This window comes from Enterococcus infantis (assembly GCF_049166715.1).
Classification (GTDB): Bacteria; Bacillota; Bacilli; order Lactobacillales; family Enterococcaceae; genus Enterococcus_C; species Enterococcus_C leclercqii.
The window spans coordinates 39,744-59,701 of sequence record NZ_JBMHFB010000002.1 but is presented as its reverse complement, the minus strand read 5'-3'; the positions used below and the strand labels follow the sequence as shown (position 1 = coordinate 59,701).

General features: G+C 45.3%; 19 protein-coding genes. 2 read left to right on the top strand and 17 right to left on the bottom strand.

The genetic code is table 11. The annotated features are described in order from the left end of the window. Positions 1–44: 44 nt before the first annotated feature. From ACOMA8_RS02875 to ACOMA8_RS02845, 7 genes are all read right to left on the bottom strand, one after another. A complete protein-coding gene (locus tag ACOMA8_RS02875; protein WP_421368339.1) occupies positions 45–1,019 on the bottom strand; it encodes a LacI family DNA-binding transcriptional regulator in 975 nt (324 codons plus the stop codon). A 246-nt stretch (positions 1,020–1,265) separates the two neighbouring features. Next, entirely contained in the window at positions 1,266–2,753 is a 1,488-nt protein-coding gene (locus ACOMA8_RS02870) for a glycoside hydrolase family 32 protein (RefSeq protein ID WP_421368337.1), read from the bottom strand. Beyond that, on the bottom strand, positions 2,754–4,367 hold the full coding sequence (locus ACOMA8_RS02865; protein ID WP_421368334.1) for an ABC transporter substrate-binding protein: 1,614 nt from the start codon (positions 4,365–4,367) through the stop codon (positions 2,754–2,756). An 81-nt stretch (positions 4,368–4,448) separates the two neighbouring features. Then, positions 4,449–5,336 carry a carbohydrate ABC transporter permease gene (locus tag ACOMA8_RS02860; protein ID WP_161898882.1) on the bottom strand — a complete coding sequence of 296 codons (888 nt, stop codon included), beginning with the start codon at positions 5,334–5,336 and terminating at the stop codon, positions 4,449–4,451. Positions 5,337–5,351: 15 nt separating this feature from the next. Further along, a complete protein-coding gene (locus tag ACOMA8_RS02855) occupies positions 5,352–6,215 on the bottom strand; it encodes an ABC transporter permease (protein ID WP_161898957.1) in 864 nt (287 codons plus the stop codon). Positions 6,216–6,727: 512 nt separating this feature from the next. Beyond that, positions 6,728–8,341, bottom strand: a complete 1,614-nt coding sequence (locus tag ACOMA8_RS02850; RefSeq protein ID WP_421368331.1) for an ABC transporter permease — start codon at positions 8,339–8,341, stop codon at positions 6,728–6,730. 77 nt (positions 8,342–8,418) lie between these two features. Next, positions 8,419–9,300 carry an ABC transporter ATP-binding protein gene (locus tag ACOMA8_RS02845; protein WP_421368328.1) on the bottom strand — a complete coding sequence of 294 codons (882 nt, stop codon included), beginning with the start codon at positions 9,298–9,300 and terminating at the stop codon, positions 8,419–8,421. Positions 9,301–9,501: 201 nt separating this feature from the next. On the opposite strand from ACOMA8_RS02845, the gene ACOMA8_RS02840 reads away from it, so the two are divergent. Then, a complete protein-coding gene (locus tag ACOMA8_RS02840) occupies positions 9,502–10,104 on the top strand; it encodes a TetR/AcrR family transcriptional regulator (protein WP_161898879.1) in 603 nt (200 codons plus the stop codon). A 208-nt stretch (positions 10,105–10,312) separates the two neighbouring features. On the opposite strand, the gene ACOMA8_RS02835 is transcribed toward ACOMA8_RS02840, so the two are convergent. From ACOMA8_RS02835 to ACOMA8_RS02805, 7 genes are all read right to left on the bottom strand, one after another. Beyond that, complete coding sequence (locus tag ACOMA8_RS02835; RefSeq protein ID WP_421368326.1) at positions 10,313–10,885, bottom strand: dTDP-4-dehydrorhamnose 3,5-epimerase family protein; 573 nt, start codon at positions 10,883–10,885, stop codon at positions 10,313–10,315. A 98-nt stretch (positions 10,886–10,983) separates the two neighbouring features. Continuing rightward, complete coding sequence (locus ACOMA8_RS02830) at positions 10,984–11,901, bottom strand: alpha/beta fold hydrolase (protein ID WP_421368323.1); 918 nt, start codon at positions 11,899–11,901, stop codon at positions 10,984–10,986. Positions 11,902–11,977: 76 nt separating this feature from the next. Next, positions 11,978–12,520 carry a transcription termination/antitermination protein NusG gene (nusG, locus tag ACOMA8_RS02825; protein ID WP_161898876.1) on the bottom strand — a complete coding sequence of 181 codons (543 nt, stop codon included), beginning with the start codon at positions 12,518–12,520 and terminating at the stop codon, positions 11,978–11,980. 102 nt (positions 12,521–12,622) lie between these two features. Further along, the gene (gene secE, locus ACOMA8_RS02820) at positions 12,623–12,793 is read right to left on the bottom strand and encodes a preprotein translocase subunit SecE (RefSeq protein WP_161898875.1); all 171 of its coding nucleotides are present in this window, start codon (positions 12,791–12,793) and stop codon (positions 12,623–12,625) included. Between the two features lie 25 nt (positions 12,794–12,818). Continuing rightward, positions 12,819–12,971, bottom strand: coding sequence for a 50S ribosomal protein L33 (rpmG, locus tag ACOMA8_RS02815; RefSeq protein ID WP_161870291.1), 153 nt, complete (start codon positions 12,969–12,971; stop codon positions 12,819–12,821). Between the two features lie 155 nt (positions 12,972–13,126). Then, positions 13,127–13,324, bottom strand: coding sequence for a hypothetical protein (locus ACOMA8_RS02810; RefSeq protein WP_161898874.1), 198 nt, complete (start codon positions 13,322–13,324; stop codon positions 13,127–13,129). A gap of 113 nt (positions 13,325–13,437) precedes the next feature. Further along, positions 13,438–13,950: a QueT transporter family protein gene (locus ACOMA8_RS02805; protein WP_421368320.1), complete on the bottom strand. Its 513-nt coding sequence runs from the start codon at positions 13,948–13,950 to the stop codon at positions 13,438–13,440. A gap of 801 nt (positions 13,951–14,751) precedes the next feature. On the opposite strand from ACOMA8_RS02805, the gene ACOMA8_RS02800 reads away from it, so the two are divergent. Further along, positions 14,752–15,735, top strand: coding sequence for a diacylglycerol/lipid kinase family protein (locus tag ACOMA8_RS02800; protein ID WP_161898872.1), 984 nt, complete (start codon positions 14,752–14,754; stop codon positions 15,733–15,735). Between the two features lie 117 nt (positions 15,736–15,852). Here ACOMA8_RS02800 and recD2 read toward each other — a convergent pair whose 3' ends face one another. The 3 genes from recD2 to trmL form a co-directional block, all read right to left on the bottom strand. Then, entirely contained in the window at positions 15,853–18,552 is a 2,700-nt protein-coding gene (recD2, locus tag ACOMA8_RS02795) for an SF1B family DNA helicase RecD2 (protein ID WP_421368318.1), read from the bottom strand. 41 nt (positions 18,553–18,593) lie between these two features. Beyond that, positions 18,594–19,250 (bottom strand): histidine phosphatase family protein, encoded by a 657-nt coding sequence (locus ACOMA8_RS02790; protein WP_421368315.1) that lies wholly within the window; start codon positions 19,248–19,250, stop codon positions 18,594–18,596. A gap of 91 nt (positions 19,251–19,341) precedes the next feature. Next, positions 19,342–19,869: a tRNA (uridine(34)/cytosine(34)/5-carboxymethylaminomethyluridine(34)-2'-O)-methyltransferase TrmL gene (trmL, locus tag ACOMA8_RS02785; RefSeq protein ID WP_202622163.1), complete on the bottom strand. Its 528-nt coding sequence runs from the start codon at positions 19,867–19,869 to the stop codon at positions 19,342–19,344. Positions 19,870–19,958: the final 89 nt, after the last annotated feature.

The window sequence follows — 19,958 nt, the reverse complement described above, 5'->3', positions numbered from 1 at the left end:
GGGAAACCTGCGCGGCAACTGCCACTTCGGTCTCCCACAAGTTCTCAAACAGGTTTAGTCGTGCCGCCAGCACCAAAATGAACCGGTAAAACCGTACGTTTTTCTACCTGCTGACCATTGATTACCGCCAATAATTTAGCCACCGCTTCTTCTGCCATCAATTGCAGCGGCTGAACGATAGTAGAAACCAAGTAACCGCCGCCTTCTCGCAGCTGTTGGCCATCAAAGCCAATCACTTGGATTTCATCAGGCACCTGTCGTCCTAATTTTTGAACAACCGCTACAACATCAAGTGCCATGGAATCATTGATGGTAAAGATTCCGTCAATATCTGGATGAGTCTGCAAAAACTCAGCGACTCGTTCCGGCACATTTTCCAACGGCTCCAGCATATCCAGCACTACACAGGGTAACCCCAGTTCCCGACATTCGATTTCGAAATACTTGCGCCGACTTTTGGTTTCGTTAGGGGTTTCCTGATAGCCACCGATATAAGCGACTTTGCGACAGCCACGGCGAAAAAGCTCGTTGGCCGCCAGTCGCCCGCCGGCAGAATTGTCAGCAGTGACGTAAATAACTTCTTCTGTAAAATAACGATCGATGCTGACAAAAGGCAAATTGCTGGAAATGTATTCATCAATATCCGAATAAGTGATGCCGATAATGCCGTCTACTTTATTTTGGGTCACCATTTGGATATATTCCTGTTCCTTTTCACTGTTACCATTGGAATTACAAAGATACAATTTATAGTGTTGCCGCTCCAAAGCGGTTTCTACGTGAAAGGCAAATTCGCCAAAATAGGGATGCCATACACTCGGTAAAATCAATGCCACGGTATTGGTGCGGTTCATTTTCAAGCCCCGGGCATAAAAATCCGGCTGATAGGCCAGCTCTCGCATGGCGGCCTCTACCTTCTGCCGAGTGGCGGCTTTTACTGATCCATTGTTCAAGACGCGGGAAACAGTCCCAACGCCGACACCAGCCAGTTTGGCGACATCCTTCATAGTTGCTTTCATCCTGATTCCTCACCTTTCTGCTCTTCGTCCAGTATATTGAACTTTTGCGAAAAATACTACCGTGTTTTCACCGGCAAAGGCGACAGGGTGAAGCCTGGTGTCTAATTGATAACGTCAAAACTGAAACTCATCGAAATCTGTTTTGACTGCTCTTTTGAGAAATCTGGTGATTGGCGCTCCTCTTTGTAATCGCCAATGCTCACTTCTTTAATTTGCGGATTGCTGTTCTTTTATCCAAAAGTCCGATTAGCTGCTGACTTTAGCTGTCTCAAAGGCATTCACGATCGTTTCTCCCACGGAATTAAAGAGGATATCTCGGCCTTTTTCTAGTTCATAAAAAGTAGCGGTCATCACCTGAGAGCCATTGATGAAGATTTCTACTGAACTCGTGTCTCGGAAGACTTCCAAAACCAGCTGTCCATTCACCAACGGCACATGAACTTTCCTGGCATTCAGTGGTTCCGCTTCACTGCCAGTCAACGGGCGGCCAAAACCACGACGATCTAGACAAAAGGTCTGTGCAAATACATCATAATTCAGCAGCAACGCTTCTTTTTGGCTGCGCATCAGCTGGATGGTGAACGCCTCAGCTTGGGAAAGATCGGCTACCAAATGCAAGTAGCAGGTGTCTTCCATCACATTGCGAAAAACGACAGGACTCTCTGTCACGCGAATATTTTCCGATCCCTGTTGGTAAACCAGCTTGCTGTAAACTGTGGAGACTGGTTTTTGAATCAAGCGGTCTTTTTTCACTCGCAATTCTCGTGGCAGCGTCATGGAACCTGCCCAATGATGGCCCAAATCGTGTGTCGGTAATGTCCGATGCCACATCTGCATCCAAGCTACCATCAGCCGCCGTCCTTGTTCATCTTCCATTGTTTGCGGCGCATAAAAGTCCAAACCAAAGTCCAGCTCGTGGTAATTGGCCACCATCAGCTTGCCTGATTGCCAATCCATCTCCCCAATAAAGGCAACCGTTGAGCTGATATTGTGGTAAGATAAACCTTCTTTTTCCATCTGGATTGGAGAGATAATCAACACATCACGTCCATCCAAAGAAAAGAGATCTGGGCATTCCCACATGATGCCTTGGTTTTTTTGCCCTTCCAATAAAACAGAGAAAAAGTCCCATTTGAAAAGATCCGGCGATTTGAACAGCAGGATTCGTCCTCGCTCATCCGCAGTTTTAGTCGCTACCACCATGTAGTAGCTGTCTTCATGCCGGAAAACTTTTGGATCTCGAAAATCTTGAATGAATCCTTGATCTCCCAACTCTTTTTTGCCCACAATAGGATTGCCGGTAAATTTTGTAAAATGAATCCCATCTTCTGACACTGCCAAGCATTGTTGCTGGTGCATCACCCCATCAATTTCTTGGCAACCAGTGTAAACTAAAAACAGTTTTCCCTCTTTTTCGATAGCACTACCGGAAAAACAACCACCGCTATCATAAGACTGATCCGGCGCCAATGCTTCTGGCAGATGTTCCCAGCTAATTAGATCACGGCTACGGGCATGCCCCCAGTGCATCGGTCCCCACTGACTATCATAGGGATAATGCTGATAAAATAAATGATAATACCCTTGAAAAAACACAAAACCATTGGGATCATTGATCCAGCCCACCGGCGCCATCAAATGATAGCGCTGGCGGTAACGAGGATCAACTTTTCCTTGCATCATTTCAATAAAACGGTCGGCCTTCTCTAAGACCCCACCTTCGTCAACCAACATCTATTGTGCTCCTTCCACGAAGGTATCATAACCTTCCTGTTTAATCTGAATCCAATCATCAATGCCTACTCGTTTCAATTCAGTCAGATAGTCATTCCATTCTTCATCAATTTTGCCACCAGTAATCCATTCGGCCCGCTTACGGTAAATATAATCCCACATGTCCGTCTCAATTTTTGCCAATCGATCGGTCTCTTCTTTCGCTAAAAAGACTTTTGGATAATTATTTTCTTCCGTAATATATGGCAGATAGGTTTCATGCATCAGATCCAGACGCCATTTGGCATCATCTGGCATGGTAGTCACGGTATCGTAATAAGCATCCAAAACTGCCAATGGTCCGGCAGCTTCCGTTTTTTGCCGCAGCTCTCCGGGTGCTTCTCCGTCTAGTGGCAGATGTTTTAGCATTCCATCTTTCAACTCGAAAATGTTGGCCTGCTCCGTATCGCCGTATGTGCCCCAGTTATTTTGCACCGACTGCAATGGTTCGTACATCTTGTCCACCCACTTGGCAGTCAGCTCCAAGTTTTTGTTGGCACTGGTGATTACGAAACGATCCCGAGAAAAACCCATGCCATTCGTGCGGGTTACATGTTTAGTGCCATCCGGGCCTGCTAAGACAGGCAGCACATCATAACTGTCGTTGTCTCCGGTAATATTGGCTTTGTCCCAGGTGAAATAGACCCCGTATTTATGTTCTTTCCCCTTGGCCACATAGGTATTCCAGTCTTGTTCAAAAGCTTCATTATCAATCAACCCTTTTTGATACATTTCGTTCAAGTATTTCACTGCGTTTTTGTAGCCCTCTTTGTTAGCAGTGAATTGAACCTGTCCATCATTGTCAACAATCAGGTGATCGTCGTTGTCTCCTTCACCGAAAGCCCCAAAAATATATTTCATATCTTCGTTGCCGCCATCATTGATAAAGCTAAAGGGAATCTCGTCTGCTTCTCCATTGCCATTGGGATCTTGGCTCTTAAAAGCTTCCAGGACGGTCATCAGCTCGTCGGTTGTTTGAGGCATCTCCAGTCCTAATTTTTCCAACCAATCCGTGTTGATCCAGGCCATGCAGTTAACCGTATGAATCGATTCTTTGCCCTGACCCAGTTCTTCAATCCACGGGAAAGAATAGATATGGCCGTCAGGAGCCGTGGATAATTGGCGATACTCTGGGTTTTCGTCAAAAATCTTTTTTAGATTGGGCATGTGGTCATTGATCAAATCTTCCACTGGTACGATTACCCCACTTTCAGCCCAATTCAGCAGATCATAATCACCGGCACCAGCATTGAAGATGGCATCCGGCAGATCACCACTGGCAATGTCCAAGTTACGCTTTTCAGCGAAATCCGTGTTGTAGTTGGTCCAATCAATATGCAAGTTGGTATCTTCTTCCAAACGTTTGAAAATCAGCTTGTCATTAGGGTCTTTAGGCGCCAATGCCGCACCTTGCGAGATCATCTTCAAGGAAACTTTTTCTTTCAGAGGAAAGCTGACCTTTTCCAGTTCATAATCCGGGCTGGACTTGGCTTTGTCCGCTGCCGAACCAGAGCAAGCCCCTAAAAGCAATGCGGAAGACAGTAGGATGGGAACAAACCATTTCTTTGATTTCATGTGAGATTCTCCTTTTTATATGAATGTTAGGTCGTGTTTGAACACGCCTTGATTGAACAAAATCAGTGGCAGAACTTAAGCTTATCCTTTGACTGATCCCACCAACACGCCTTTGTCGAAGTACTTTTGGAAGAAAGGATACATAACGATCAGCGGCAAACTAGAAATCACGATGGTGGCGTATTTGATCAGTTCAGCAATCTGTTTCATCTCTGCCATTGCTGTGTTGGCCCCTACCATATCTTGTGACGGTTGATTTTGAATCAAAATATTGCGTAAAACTAACTGCAGAGGCTGTAAATCAGGATCTTTGATGTAAATCATGGCATCGAAGTAGGAGTTCCATTGCCCGACAAAAGCGTATAGGAACAAGACGAACATGATTGGCTTAGCCAGTGGCAGCATTACTTTGAAAAGAATCTGCAAATCATTGGCCCCGTCAATGGTAGCTGCCTCCGATAATTCCTTAGGCAGTCCACTGAAATACGTTCGCGCTAAGATGATGTTCCAAACATTAATAGCCCCAGGTAAAATCAGTGCCCACACGCTGTCTAACATTCCCAGATTTTTCACTAACAAGTAGGTTGGAATCAAGCCGCCTCCCACAAACATCGTGATAACAAAAAAGGTCATGATAATGTTTTTGCCGACCAAATCCGGTTTTGATAAGGGGTATGCCGTCAACATCGTTATAAACACTGTCAACAGACTGAAGGTAAAGGAATAAAACAGTGAATTAAGAAAGCCTCTTAGGATGGAGTCATCCGCAAAGACCCGCTGATACCCTTGGATCGTCCAGTCTCGCGGGTTAAAACTCAAGCCTTTATTGATTAGCGTTGCCGGATCCATGAAAGACGCAATCACCACATACACTAAAGGAACAATAGTAATCAGGACCAAAAAAGCCACAATAATCCGATTGACCCACAAGATGCGGCGATCAAAATTCGTATAAGCATTGGCATTCATAAAGCCATCCTCCTTTTATAATCCTTGGCCGTCATTAAGCTTTTTGGTGATCCCATTCACCAGCAGCAGCAAAACGACGTTGATGATCATGTTAAAAAGTCCGACAGCCGCCGAATACGCATAATCACCTGACTGCAAGCCCACCTTGTATACATAGGTCGAAATGATTTCAGAAGCCGGAATATTCATAGACGTTTGCATCAAATAAGCTTTTTCATAACCGACATTCATGATATTGCCAGCAGACAAGATGAAGTTGATAACCATAACCGGTTTTAAAGCGGGCAAATCAATGTGCCAGATTTTTTGCATCACATTGGCTCCGTCAATATTGGCCGCTTCATATAAGTCCGTGCTGACACCAGCTAAAGTCGCGGTATATAAGATAGAAGCCCACCCCATCCCCTGCCAGATGCCGGATAGGATGTAAATCGTCCGAAAGTAGCCTGGATTGGACATAAACATGATTGGTTGACCGGTAATTTTTTCCACCAGTCCATTGATTGGACCATTTGCCGATAAGAAGAGAAACAACATCCCCACAATAATTACTACTGAGATAAAGTTTGGTGCATACAGGATTAACTGAATTTTTTGCTTGATCTTTTTATTGAGGATCTGGTTAAGGCTCAGCGCTAACAAGATTGGTGGAAAAAAGCCCAGCAATAGCCCGTAGACACTGATCTTCAAGGTATTGGTCAGGAGCATGGCAAAGTTTGGCGAACCGATGAACTCTTTAAAGTGAGCCAACCCTACCCACGGGCTTTCCATGATTCCCAGCATTGGATTGTAATCTTTAAATGCGATGATCGCTCCGTACATAGGCACATATTTGAAAATCACCGTCAATCCAATTCCCGGTAAAAGTAGCAAATACATCCATTTATCTCTGTGAAGACGCTTTTTCAATCTGACCCATTTTGTGCTTTCCTTACCGCCGGGTTCTGACAATTTGAGCTTCCTTTCTTCCGGTTCAAGTGTAACTTTTTCCACCTTGAATCCCTCCTGCCTCTATTTTAGAAACGTTTCCACTTTGTTTTAAAAAGAGCGATGCAGCAAAACTGCACCAACTGGAAACGTTTCCGATTTGTTGACTACAGAATAGCACGCACTATCGAAGCGGTCAATCTTTTTTTTACTCTTTTTTTCATCGTTTGCCTTCAAAACGTTTTTTATTCTATGATAATCTTCGTTCGATAAAGCGTTTTCTAAACGTTTTATTATTTTTCATTCAATAAATTATTATTTACCTAAAGCAGGTTATTAGGAACCAGTTTCTCAAAAATGCCCAGTGACTTGATTGCAATGTTTAGCAGCACTCACTACTTCCACGCTATTTTTGCAAAGACAATAAAAAAGCGTTCCCCGCTAAAAGCAGAGGAACGCTTTTTTCAGGCACCTTCTTTCAGGTCCCGTTGTTTATAGCCGAGATAGCCGACACAGATTAGTAGCAAACTAATCACCAAAACGATGCCAAAGCTCCAAGCATCAAAGTTTTCCATTGGCATGGGGGAGGGCCAGTTCAAGGCTGATGTCTTGCTGAACCATTTTGGCAGATCCAAGATTCCGCCAAAATAACTGACCGCAAAAGAATATCCTAAATAGCCGTAGATTCCCTTACCCAGACTTGGCGCAAAGCCCAGCGTCACTCCTGCTAGGCCTATGAAAAACAACATTACTGGCAGATAGTTGAAACCGGCAGCTAAGAAATCTCCTAGATCCATCGTTGTAGTCTCCGACATCACCGAAAGCGCCGCAGCACCCAAGCTACCGGCAGAAAAGACAATTGCCAAGATACCGAAAAGTAATGCCAAAATCATCGTCCACCAGTACAACTGACCACGAGAAACTTTGGTGGAAAATAATTGACTAAAATGCAGCCGGCTCTCTTCAGAAAACAGTTTACTAACGATAGCCACTGGTAAGATTATGGCCAACCCGATCATCACCATCATGATGGTAGCGGTAAAGGAAGCTTCAATAGAGGTTCCGCTTTGAGTGAACATGTGTTTTAACAACTCGTTGCCATCCAAAAAAGTCTGCATATCGCCGTAGATCGAGCCATAAGCCGCCCCTAATACTGCATAAGAAATCAGCCAACCAATGGCAACGCCGCGATTTAGCCGCAGTAAAAGTCCTGGAACCGATAGTAAACTCCTCGGTGCTCGACTGCGTCCTTCTCTTTCCGGTAAATAGCCGTCATTTAGATCTCGATTGCCTTCCAATACAAAACTAAGCAAAACTACCGCCAATGAAAAAATTAAGCCAATCACTAATGGATACCAGCGATTTTCCGTAAAGGGATAGGTCAAATAGGTCCAGCCCATCGGATTAAACATGGATAGGTTCGGTGCCGAGACATCCGTTGCAGCCCGAGCCATGTACAAGATTCCAACCAGAGAAAGACTCGCTCCAGTGGCTCCCGCTGAAGTTGGCATGATTTGTGCCAACAGTAAGCCCAACACGCCGCCGAGGATTCCTGCCAATGCAACCGAGCCGCCAAACAACCAGCTGCCTTGCCAACCGATACTGTGCACTCCGAAACTGCCCATCAAAACAGCTGTCAAGGCTCCCATCAAAAGGTTGATCAGCGTCATCTCTACAATGACCGCCAGAGAATTGGCCTGACGACCGACTCGAAACGAACGAATCAATTCCTGCAACCCCAGATCTTCTTCTTTGCGGGTATGTCCTACGACATGCAAGACTGCGACAATCATCGCAAACAATCCACAAAAAAGCAGCATCTCGTTAGCATACATTGCACCGACGGTATAAGAACTGCTCTGAGTGATAGGTGTCGGGCCTACCATCGCTGTCATGGCGGGATTTTGCATCGTTTCATACATCCCAACCAGACCTTGCCCTTTGGCGATCTCTTCAAACGCCGGCACAAAGCCTCCATTAAAACTACCAAGACCCACGACCCAAATCAAAATTTTCTTCCAGTCTCGCTTCAAATATTCAATAAACAACAAATACCATAAGGCAAATTTCTCTTTCATGCTCCCCACTCCTCTTGGAAAATAAGCGTCACAAAACCCAACAGCGCTGTTTCTGCTGCTTTTATCATAGGTCTGTCTTAGCTTTCATAATGACGGATAAACAGATCCTCCAGTGTCGGTGGTACGACCTCAAATTTTTTCACCTGTAAACCCGCCGCTGCTGTGAGCAATGCATTCATATGTTGATCATCGAGGGAAAAGGTGGCCTGTGTCCCCTGAATAGAAAAATCATGAACCCCCGGCAGTTTCTCCAAAGTAGACAAATCACCTTCAACGGCAATCGTTACCGTTGAACGGGTAAGATGGCGCATGTCATCTAACGTGCCACTTTCCACCACGACACCTTCTCTGATGATTACCACCTTGTCTGCCAACCGCTCCACCTCACTCAAAATATGAGACGACAGCAGAATGGATTTACCTGAATGCTTCAGCTTTTCCACCTCTTCTTGAAAGACTGCTTCCATCAAAGGATCAAGTCCAGAAGTTGGTTCATCCAAAATATACAGCTCCGATTCCACTGACAAGGCTGCAATTAAGCCGACTTTTTGCCGGTTTCCTTTTGAATAGCTTTTAGCCTTTTTCTTAGGGTCCAGTTCAAATTTTTTAATCAGCTCTTCTCGTTTGTTGTGATCACCGCCACCGTGAAGCTTCATAAAGAGATCAATAATTTCGCCACCGGTTAAATTCCCCCATAAAGCAACGTCTCCCGGCACGTAAGAAAGCTGTTTGTGGATCTCAATGCTGTCCTTCCAAGCATCTTTACCAAAAACTGAAACGGTTCCGCCGTCTTTTTTGATGATTCCCAAAATCGTACGGATTGTCGTTGACTTACCGGCACCATTGGGACCGATAAAGCCGACTACTTGCCCCTTTTCAACGGTGAAACTTACCTCTTTCAACGCCTGAAACTTACCAAAATTCTTTTGCAACCCTGACACCTTTACAATCTCTTCCATAATCATTCCTCGATTCCGAAAATTAATTTCTTTGAGAGTTCACTCAACAATTTTAAACCGATTATTCTTTTCGAGTCCAATATTATTCCTGAAAAATCGAAAAGTCAACGAAAATACCATTTAGTTTTGAACGACTACAATGGTTGCAGTTCAAAAAAAACCGATTATAATAGATGTAGAAACTTATGAGCAGGTGATCTTATGAACGGCTTTGAAAAACGCACCCAAGAAAAAAAGGCCCGTGTTTTGCAGAGTGCCTTTGATTTAATCAATACTTCCCAAGGCGTTGCCGGACTGACTATGGCTGCCGTGGCAAAAGCCTCTGGAACTGCCAAAGCCACTATTTTCAAGTATTTCGAAAGCAAAGAAAAACTGATTCAGCAAGTCTTCATTGACTACATGGAGGATTTAGGCCAGCAAGCTGAAACCATGTTGGCCCAGCCTATGTCTTTTGAGGAAAAACTGGTGACGATGGCGAAATTAAAGGTCCGCCATTTGGAGCGGGTAGACCAACAGTTTTTCGTAGATATGATGGATCTTTACACGCAAGAAGACGACCCAGAGCTGGCTGCTGTGATGGCAGCTTACACCAAGCGTTCTTACAACTTGATGCTTGATCTATTTCATCAAGGTCGCAAAGAAGGTAAAATTGACTTGAAGTATTCCGATGAATTTTTAATGTTATATATGGAAGCGATGGTCCGTGGCGTGGCAGCCCCAGAAATCTATCGACAGATTAACATTCACTACACGGAAGACTGGACTGAAATGTTAATGAAATCCTTGGCACCTAAGCCGCGGTGAACGTCTCGGCAAGCATGAATACTTTCTCCCAGCTTTCTCACAATAAATATAAAAAATGTAGGTGTCACATCATCTTCAAAAAGGATAGACAAATAGAGGCTACCGGCGGGATTCCTTCGGTGGCCTCTATTTCAATAATTATTTTCATGCAGGTACTTGATTTAGTAATCGCTCGCCTTTAGTAATCACTTAAATAGTTTGGCTGCTTTTAGGAAGGTCGATGAAGTACTTCCTTTAATGTGGGTGCCTGTGAATCTTTTTCAGAAATCTGTGTTAAATCAGTAGGATCAATGACAATCGGCCAATGGATGCCCAATTCGGGATCTAATGGTGTCACCGCAGAACCAGACATGCCCGGCTGCCACTCATTATCAAAGAAATACAGGTATTCCGTATCTTCTTCAAGTGCCTGAAATCCATTACAGACTCCTTGAGGGACAAATACTTGAATACCTGGTCTCAGTTGGACAGTCACTACGGCCCCGACTGTTTTGCTGCCTAGTCTTGTATCTACATAAACACCAAAAGCTGAACCATAGGCTACTGTGACTAGTTTTGACATTGCTTCCCCATGTAACCCCCGCACCGCGCCACGTTTTGTACGGGTCAGATTAATCTGCTTCCAAGAAGAAACATTTTCTGGCAATACTTGTGAATAAGCGCTTTTACGATAAAGTTCTCGCACGGTTCCTCGCTCATCAGTCACCGTCTTACTGTTGATAATTTTAAGTCCCTCAATCGTCGAATCTTCGTGTAAGAAAGAATCACTATGTGCTATCATGTTCACACCCCTGTCAGTTCTTTAACCCAACAACTATCCCATCTCACTAGATATTCGTCAACTCCAATACAAGGATAGTATTCTAAAAAAATTCCCCTTCATTTTCCCCACAAAAAATTAGTCACTGCTTGATCGACCGCGGTATTTTCATGTAGGAGGCTGTGTTGGGCGTTTTTGCCAGTGAAGACTTGATAGCTAACCGCAACTTTGGCCTGCCGTAGTGGTGCGATACCCGCCAATGCACTGGTGAGAGGCACCGTCCCGTCAGAAAGATCTTCCTCGGACAGCTGCCCGGCGATTACCAATAGTGGCAAGTCGACGGGAAATTGACTACCGACTTCAAAAATTTCCGTATAACGGGAATTTTTCACTGTTGGTCCTTGCTGGATTTCATCATCGAGGCTTTGATTAGCCGCGGTGTCGGTAAAATCATTAAAGGGAGCTGCTATCACAACCGCCTTCGTGAGTTTTGGCTGCTGGGCATCTTCACTATACTCACCTAAATATTTCACCACTGCCACGCCACCTTGCGAATGACCCACCAGATTAACTTCATTGATGTTGTATTCTTGTTTGAGATATGCCAAACAAGCGGCGATCCAAGTAGCGTAATTCTCATCAGTGGTTTGATTGTTTTCAAAGAGCACTTGAATCAAGGGATTCGTTTTTTCACCGGAAAGTTTCCCCTTACTCGTGACAGTTCCCGCCGCATCCACAGTCAAAGATAATTCGTTAAGCCCCGTCCCGTCACCACTGAGACGACTAATCATCCCGCCAAATGACCCCCAACCACCGGAATAACCGTGAATAAACACTGTCGGCCGAGAACTTTTTACAATGGAATTCTCTTTCGCCCCATTCGTAGTCGTTTCCGCTGTTTCAGAAATGACCGTCGTCTGATCTGCTGATTTAGCTACTGCCGAACTTGACGAAACGGGGCTCTTTTGGCCGCCGCATCCAGTCAAAACAATCACCAGCCCTAGCCCCATTAGCCAGCCGCCCATTTTTTTGATCACGCCTTTTCCTTCTCTCTGTCTTTTAATTCCTGTTTTGCTGACAAAAAAGCCGCCCGAAACCCGAGCGGCATTCTTTTTATAAGCTGTCGACTTGATCGAAGTCCAATTCGGCACTGGTTTCCCGGCCAAACATGTCGATGGTGACTTTCAATTTTTGACGCTCTTCGTCGACTTCCGCCACTTGACCTTCCAAACCGGAGAAGGCACCTTCTGTAATTTTGACAGTGTCTCCCACAGCTACCTTCAAATCCGATTGACGGGTACTCATGCCAATGGAGCGCAAGATATGGTTAATTTCTTCTTGCAAAAGTGGTGCAGGTTTACTGCCGGCACCATGAGAGCCGACAAAACCGGTAACTCCCGGCGTGTTACGAACCACGTACCAAGATTCGTCAGTCATCACCATTTCCACCAGTACATAACCAGGGAACGTTTTGTGAACGACTTCTTTTTCTTTACCGTTTTTAACTTCTTTCTCAGTTTCTTCCGGAACCACGACACGGAAGATGAAATCCCCCATCCCCATGCTTTGGGCGCGAGATTCAATATTTGCTTTGACTTTATTTTCATAGCCGGAATACGTGTGCAACACGTACCAATTACGTTCAAATGATTCCATTTTTAAGGACTCCTGTTCTTTGGTAAAATAAAAAAACCTCAGTTGCCCGAAGTTTTTCTTCACTGGTATTATAGCACCCTTTGTGGGAATCCACCAGTTAAATTATTTTAAAATCAGACCGAACAAGGCTTGGATCGCCGTATCCATCACAAAGAACATCAGACCGAAAATAATTGATGTCTCGATTACTACTAGTGTATCTTTTCGCAATTCTTTTTTCGTGGGCCAAGTCACATTTTTCATTTCAGCAAAGACGCTTTTGATAAATTTCATGGGTATCCCTCCATCCGACAGGTCGTTATTTTGTTTCCCGATGCAATGTATATTGATTGCAATATTTACAGAATTTGTTAATCTCCAGGCGTTCGCCTTTTTTACCTTCACTCACTGATTTGGTGTAGTTGCGGGAACCACACACCGAACAGGCCAAAGCCGCTTTTTTCGTTGCCATTGATTGCTTCCTCTTTCTTGATTCAAACCATAGGTGCCTAAACTCATACAATTTAAAATACCACGAAAAAAAACCGCCGTCAAGTTGCGGCGGCCCCTAGTGACAATCAGGCGAGCAACGATTTTTTCTTTTCCTGCCAGCGTAAAGAGAACCCTTCACCACTCTTGATCCTCTTCATTAGAAAAGCTGTCTTCTGCATCCTCCCACAGCTCATTTTCATCGAGCTCGGCTTTAACTTCCCCCTCAGAATCCTCCTCATCTGTTTCCGCATTATCAGCAGCTAGCGAGGCTTCCTTTTGCTCCTCATCCTCCATAAAGTGATTCCAGCCAACAAAACTATCAAAGTCATCCATTCTCATTCCTCCTCGCGTTATTTTTCCAGGGCCTTTTCTTCTATTATCAGTTTAGCATGAAAAAACAAAAAACCTCCCAAGCAATACAAGGGAGGTTATGTTGTCCCGAGGAATTAAACCCGGCGACTAAAATTCAATTTTTCGTTCAACAGGTACATCAAAGGTGCAGTGATTGCCATAATCGCTACTTCACTGAGTGCCAGAGTTCCGTACGTTGCCCAGAACGGCACTTCACCCGTGATAGTGAGCATGATTGCAATCAAAAACATGCTTGCAGTAAAGAACAAGGTATTGGCTGCCAAGCGAACTTTGACATTCTTGATTCTTTTTTCCAACAGGCTCGTAGCTGTCAGCGCCAAAAGTGTCTGTCCGCCGCCGAAAACCACATCCATGATTCCGTAGCCGAACAGGGCATTGTAAACGACACAGCCCACGAAAATTCCCCACAAAAATTTCTTGTTGAAAACCACCAGATGATTCAATCCTTCTGAGATTCGTAGCTGTACCGGTCCAGCCGCCAGCGGGGTGATCAGCGACAACACTACGTAGAGAGCTGCCACGACAGCATTCACTGTCAGCACTCGAACATTGCTCACTGAGCTAGTTTTATTGAGTTTTTCTTGCATTGTTTTTCCTTCTTTCTCCTAGTTTTGGTTACGCGGGATGGTAGTCAAACGAACCGCGGGGAGTGCCCTCCCGAATCCGATAGCCAGTATAGCAGATTTCTTCAATAAATGGAACTACCGTTATCAGTCTATCTCTTTTTTACATTCGACAATACCAATTTAAATCTTATTGGTAAAATAAACTGAAACAGAAAAAAAAAAAAATAACTATAACTTCAAAAATAATCGGCTACACAGCAATTCTCCTAAAGTATAAAACTTTCTAAATACAGATATACCAATTTAAATAAACGCTTGCTTTTCCCCTAGATACATGGTATAAAATAAGTGTAAGGGGTCATAGGAATTCCCAGTAAAAGCAGCCGATGTAGGCGCTGCCTGAAAAGAATTGTTATGAGCTACAAAACGAAAAAGGACGTGGGAATTTGAGAACTCCTTACCAATTGAACAGGTCTAGTGAGTGAAGGAATCAAAACAAGTGGACATCAGAACCTTGGATTGATTAGAAGACCACCAAAGCAACACCCTCCTCGCTCACTAGGCTATTTTTGTGCCTTCAAGTTGGGCAACTACTCCCAAAAACCATAGCTAACGACTGCCGGCTTGTGACTAAGCCGGCTTTTTCTCTTTTAAATCTGAAAAACCTCTGTTAAAATACGGGCATTGAGAATTGCTGTCAGGCTTTCAGCGTCTTTTCGTCAAAAGCTTGGCAATAAGACACCGCAAACAGCCGACTAAAGTGCAGAGATTGCCTTTAGAGCTTGTTGTTTCGGCATTTATAGAAACGGAGACGCGCCCTTCATGAAATTCCACTTTCACGTGTTAGTCAACCAGGCTTCCGGCAGTGGCCGGGGACAAAAAGTCGGTGAGAAAATCATCGCTTTACTGGAAGATAAAAAATTTGCTCATACATTATATTTTACCGATCACGCCGGTCACGAACGAGAGCTCGTCCGCAATTTAGTCTTTGAAGATGTTTTGGCCCCTTGGGATCCTGAAAATCAGACGATTGGCGACGACCAGCTCTTTCCTTTACTGATGGTGATTGGCGGCGACGGAACCTTGCACCAAGTCTTAAATGAGCTGTACCGCCTAAACAAAGATATCCCGGTCAGCTACATTCCCGGCGGTTCTGGCAATGACTTTGCTCGGGGCATTGGATTGTCCCCTCAGCCAGAAAAAGCCTTTTGGCAGATTGTTCAAGCGCAAGAGCCGCAAGCTGTCAACAACTTGCTCTACGACGAAAAAATTCAAGCTGAGACCGGCGTAGTTATCAACAATGTCGGTATCGGTCTGGATGCAGCCATTGTCAATGCCACCAACGATTCTCTCACTAAACAGCAATTGAATAAGTACAATCTTGGTTCGTTGGCCTATATTATTTCAATCGTGAAAGTACTCTTCACACAAAAAGGCTTTCCTATTTTAGTAGAAGTCAACGGTGCCGAATATGCTTATAACAAAGCCTTTCTCTGTACCACCACCAATCATCCTTATTTTGGTGGCGGGGTTGCTATTGCTCCCATGGCAAAAGCAGACAAGCCCAATATTGACCTCGTAGTTATCGAACGAATCAACATGCTCAAAATCTTTTGGCTGATTATTAAGCTGATTCGCAAGACCCACACAACTTCCAAATATTATCACCACTTCAACAGTTCTAAAATTCGTATCGTTTCCACCGTTCCGGAATATGGCCAAGCTGACGGTGAAGTCATGGGTAAACGCCCTTTTGACATCACCTTTACGACGAAAAAGCAGTGGGTCTGGTACAAAAAAGACTAGCAGCACGTCCAGCACAGTTTTCAAGGCTAGTGACCAAAGGCGCAAAAAAGACACTCAATTCACCGATTGTTTCGGCATGTTTGAGTGTCTTTTTGGGTGTTGCTTCTATCCTCAGCTTCACTGTTCTCCGTCACTTGTCTCCATAAACATCATCGGCGTTACACCAGCCATGCCAATCAATGGATCTACAGTCCCGGAACGAACCAATTGCGGAGTCAAAAGATACTCAGCTGTGTCTTCTTCCAGGCTTGGCTTTTCTTGCACGTCTTCGCCTGATTTCAAAGACGGCTGCATCTCATGAGTGAGTGCTGCGTAATCCACAGGTTGTCGTGTCTCTTCTTGAGAAGCAACAGAAACAGCAGCCCTTGGATTTTCAGTGCTTGGCTGAAGCTCAACCACTTTATCCTTCGCTGATTCTTTAGCTGTCACAGCTGCTAAAGAAGGCAGCTCAGCTTTTGGAAGCGGCAGGGACGTTACCAATCCGGTATGGCCTTCATCGGCTTGTTGATCTTCGTATTGGTGGATCTTTTGTACCAACGCCGGAGTGATGCCGGCTGCTTCGGCTATCCGTCGTTGCAATGTCGTGCGGCGGGTAGCGGATTCCACCCGCACCGCGGTTTCAAAAGCACGGGTCTCTCCCAACAAGATCAGTAAGTCCTTGCTGCGAGTAACAGCGGTATACAACAAATTTCGTTGCAGCATTCGCTGGTATTGGTAGACCATGGGCAGAATCACCATTTTGAACTCACTGCCTTGAGATTTATGGATGGAACAGCAATAAGACAACGTGATTTTATTCCATTCATTGCGCTTGTAAGTAACTTCGGCGGCATCAAAGCGAATCGTCAGTTCATCAGTTTTTTCTTCTGAATCCTTGGCATAGGTGATACCCACAATTACCCCCATATCACCATTGAAGACATTTTGTTCGGCGTCATTGACCAGCTGCAGCACTTTGTCGCCAATGCGATAGGCCACCTCATTAAACAAGACTTCTTTTTTCGTGCCATCATTGGGGTTAAAAATTTCCTGCATCATCTTGTTTAAAGCATTGATCCCGGCAGGCCCCCGATACATCGGAGCCAACACCTGAATGTCTTGTGGCGTGAAGCCCTTTGCTTTGGCTTTACCGACAATCTGAGCCACGATGGGTTCAATCTGATAGGCATCACAAGCGAAAAAGGAGCGGTCCTTTTGATTGACGGTAAGGTTTTTCGGCAAGTGGCCGTTTTTGATTTCATGGGCCAACGGAATAATACTCGAGCCATCTTCCTGCCGATAGATTTCTGTCAACTCCCGCTTTGGAATCACTTCTACTTGCAACAAATCATGTAAGACTTGTCCGGGTCCTACAGAAGGCAGCTGATCTTTATCTCCCACAAAGATGACTTGCATGTCGTTTTGGATGGCCTTAAACAGGGTGTTGGCTAACCAAGTATCCACCATCGACATCTCATCGACAATCAGCAGACCACCGTTTAACTCTTTGGCACTGGCAGAAGGCGTCTTCTCCCGGCCTGTAAGTCCCAATAACCGATGGATCGTTCCTGCCGGCAGTCCAGTAGTCTCATTCATTCGCTTGGCTGCTCGTCCAGTAGGTGCTGCCAGTTTAATGGGAAAGACATCACTGGAGGCATTGTGGGGGCTGAGATCCACATCGTTCAGAGCCGCAAATAATTTGACGATACCATTGATGACCGTGGTTTTGCCGGTACCAGGACCACCGGTAAGAATGAACAAAGGGGATTTGATTGCCTCAAAAATCGCTTCTTCTTGGGAAGTTCCGTAGCTGATAGCCAGCTCTTTTTCAATCTTTCGCAACTCTTTTTTCAGGCGCTTTTCGTCATAAACGATCTCACTTTTTCGTTTTAACAAGCGTTCCACCGAGTTAGCAACGCCCCATTCGGCAAAATAAAGGGAATTGTCGTAAAGCTCCGTGCCGTCTTGTTGGATCTTGCCTTCTTCCACCAACTGGATGATAGCATTAGCCAGCTCTTCTGGTGGAATTTCCACCGGGCGACTGCTTTCCAACAGCTCCAGCACTTGTTCCAAAAGCTCTTGAGCAGGGATATACGTGTCCCCGGAAGACAGCGCATGATGGAAGATTTGATGCATAACACACGCCTTCATTCGCTGTAGGGAATCAGCAGAAATCCCCATTTGCTCTGCCAACTGATCGGCCTTTTTGAAGCCGATTCCGTCGATGTCCTCCACAAGTTGATAGGGATTCTCGTGGATGATATCCAGTGTTTCATTTTTATATGTCTGGTAGATAGCAAAGGCCAGCTGGCTACCAAAGCCATACTTGGTCAAGGTTACGATGACTTGATCCATGCCATGATTGGCCCGAACCGTTTCAAGAATCATCTCTCGCTTGGCCTTCGTCAACCCGCTGATTTGCGTCAGTAAGCTGGGGTCATCCAGCATGCGGTTGATCGCATCATCCCCCAGTGTTTCTACGATTCGTTCCGCTGTTTTCTTGCCGATTCCGGGAAACTTATCGCTGGCAAAAAACTGAATCAGTCCAGCCGCTGACGTGGGCTGCGCTTGTTGATAACTGTCAGCCTTCATCTGTAGTCCGTATTTTGCATGCTCCACCAGTTGCCCGGTAAAGCGATAGGCCTCTCCTTCTTGAACATCACCGAAAGTACCCGTGACCACGATCTCGTCATCTCGATAATCCAAGTCGGTTTCTGCTACTTTTACTAAGAGGACTTTGAAAAAATTGCCTCCGTTTTGATAAAAAATCGCGGCAACCGTGCCGTCGATGGTTCCTTGTGTCTCTGACAAAAGCTGCCGCTCCTCTCTTAATTTCATCTGTTTCTATTTCAAAGCAGTGGCAAATATAAAACGTCTTGTTACAACAGTGCATCTCTTCCGGCACTATCACCGAGAAATGACGCGTCATTGTAGGTGACTAGCCGATAAGGGGTTAATTTCAACGGTTCAATCGCCTCCATCATCGTCACGCTGTTATTTACCAGACCACCCATTTCCCGCAATTGAGACAATTCTTTGCCCGCCAACCACTGGATTGCTGCGGTCAATGATGCCCCATGCCCGACAAATAACAGCGGACCTTCATGCTGCATCACTGCATCCGCCACAACTGTTTCGATACGGGCTAACGCGTCCTCAATGGCTTCCCCGGCAAAAACCCGTGGATCATACAGATCCAGTCGATTGCGCAGGTGATCCAGTTCCGTTGGGTACACCCCGCTCATCTCGTCAATCAACTGGCCTTCCAGCTTGCCCAGCCCCAGCTCCCGCAGCCCATCATTGTAATAGATTGGCGCCGGTTGCTTCAAATGACTTGCGATAGTTTCAGCCGTCTTACGGGCCCGCTGTGAAGTAGACGCATAGATTGCTTCAAACGGCACCTCCGCCAGATGCTCTCCCAACAGATCCAGCTCCTTCATACTCTCAGGCAATAGCGGGGAGTCTCCCAACATGCCTTGAAAGCGTCGTTCCTTGTTCCATTCGGTTTTGCCGTGTCGGGTAAAGTAAATCTGCATATGCGCCTCGCTCTTTTCCATAAATTGATAAGTCTACTGCAGCTGGAAACTATTTTGGGATAGTTTCTCAGCCGCATCTTTTTACTGGCTTTTAGTCCAGCTTATCGTGTTCATAATGATGGGTCAGTTCCAAATTAGGAAACCCTTGTTGCCGCAGCGCTTCATAGACGACCATTGCCGCGGTGTTTGAGAGATTCAACGAACGAACATGTTGATCGTTCATAGGAATTCGCAAGCACTTTTCTGCGTTTTCCCGCATGAACGTCTCCGGCAAACCAGTGGTCTCTTTGCCAAACATGAAGTAATGCTCCTGTCCATCGGTATAATCCACCTCAGAATACACCCGATTGGCAAATTTGGTGATCAGATGCAGCTGTGCCTTCTCTTCTTTTTCAAGGTACGCCAAAAAAGCCGCCAAATCCTGATGGTAACTGATTGCAACAGCTTCCCAATAGTCCAATCCTGCCCGTTTTAAATGCTTGTCATCAGTAGAAAAGCCCAGCGGTTCGATCAGGTGCAGCGGGGTATTCGTGGCCGCACAAGTTCGAGCAATATTGCCGGTATTGGCCGGAATCTGCGGTTCAAATAAAACAATATGATTCACGCAAAAAATCTCCATTTCTGTCACGGTAGACAGCGGTCATCAGACCAGCCTCCCGCAAAATTCTTCTCCTACTATAGCACAACTTTCCGCCCCTGCGCAGTAGT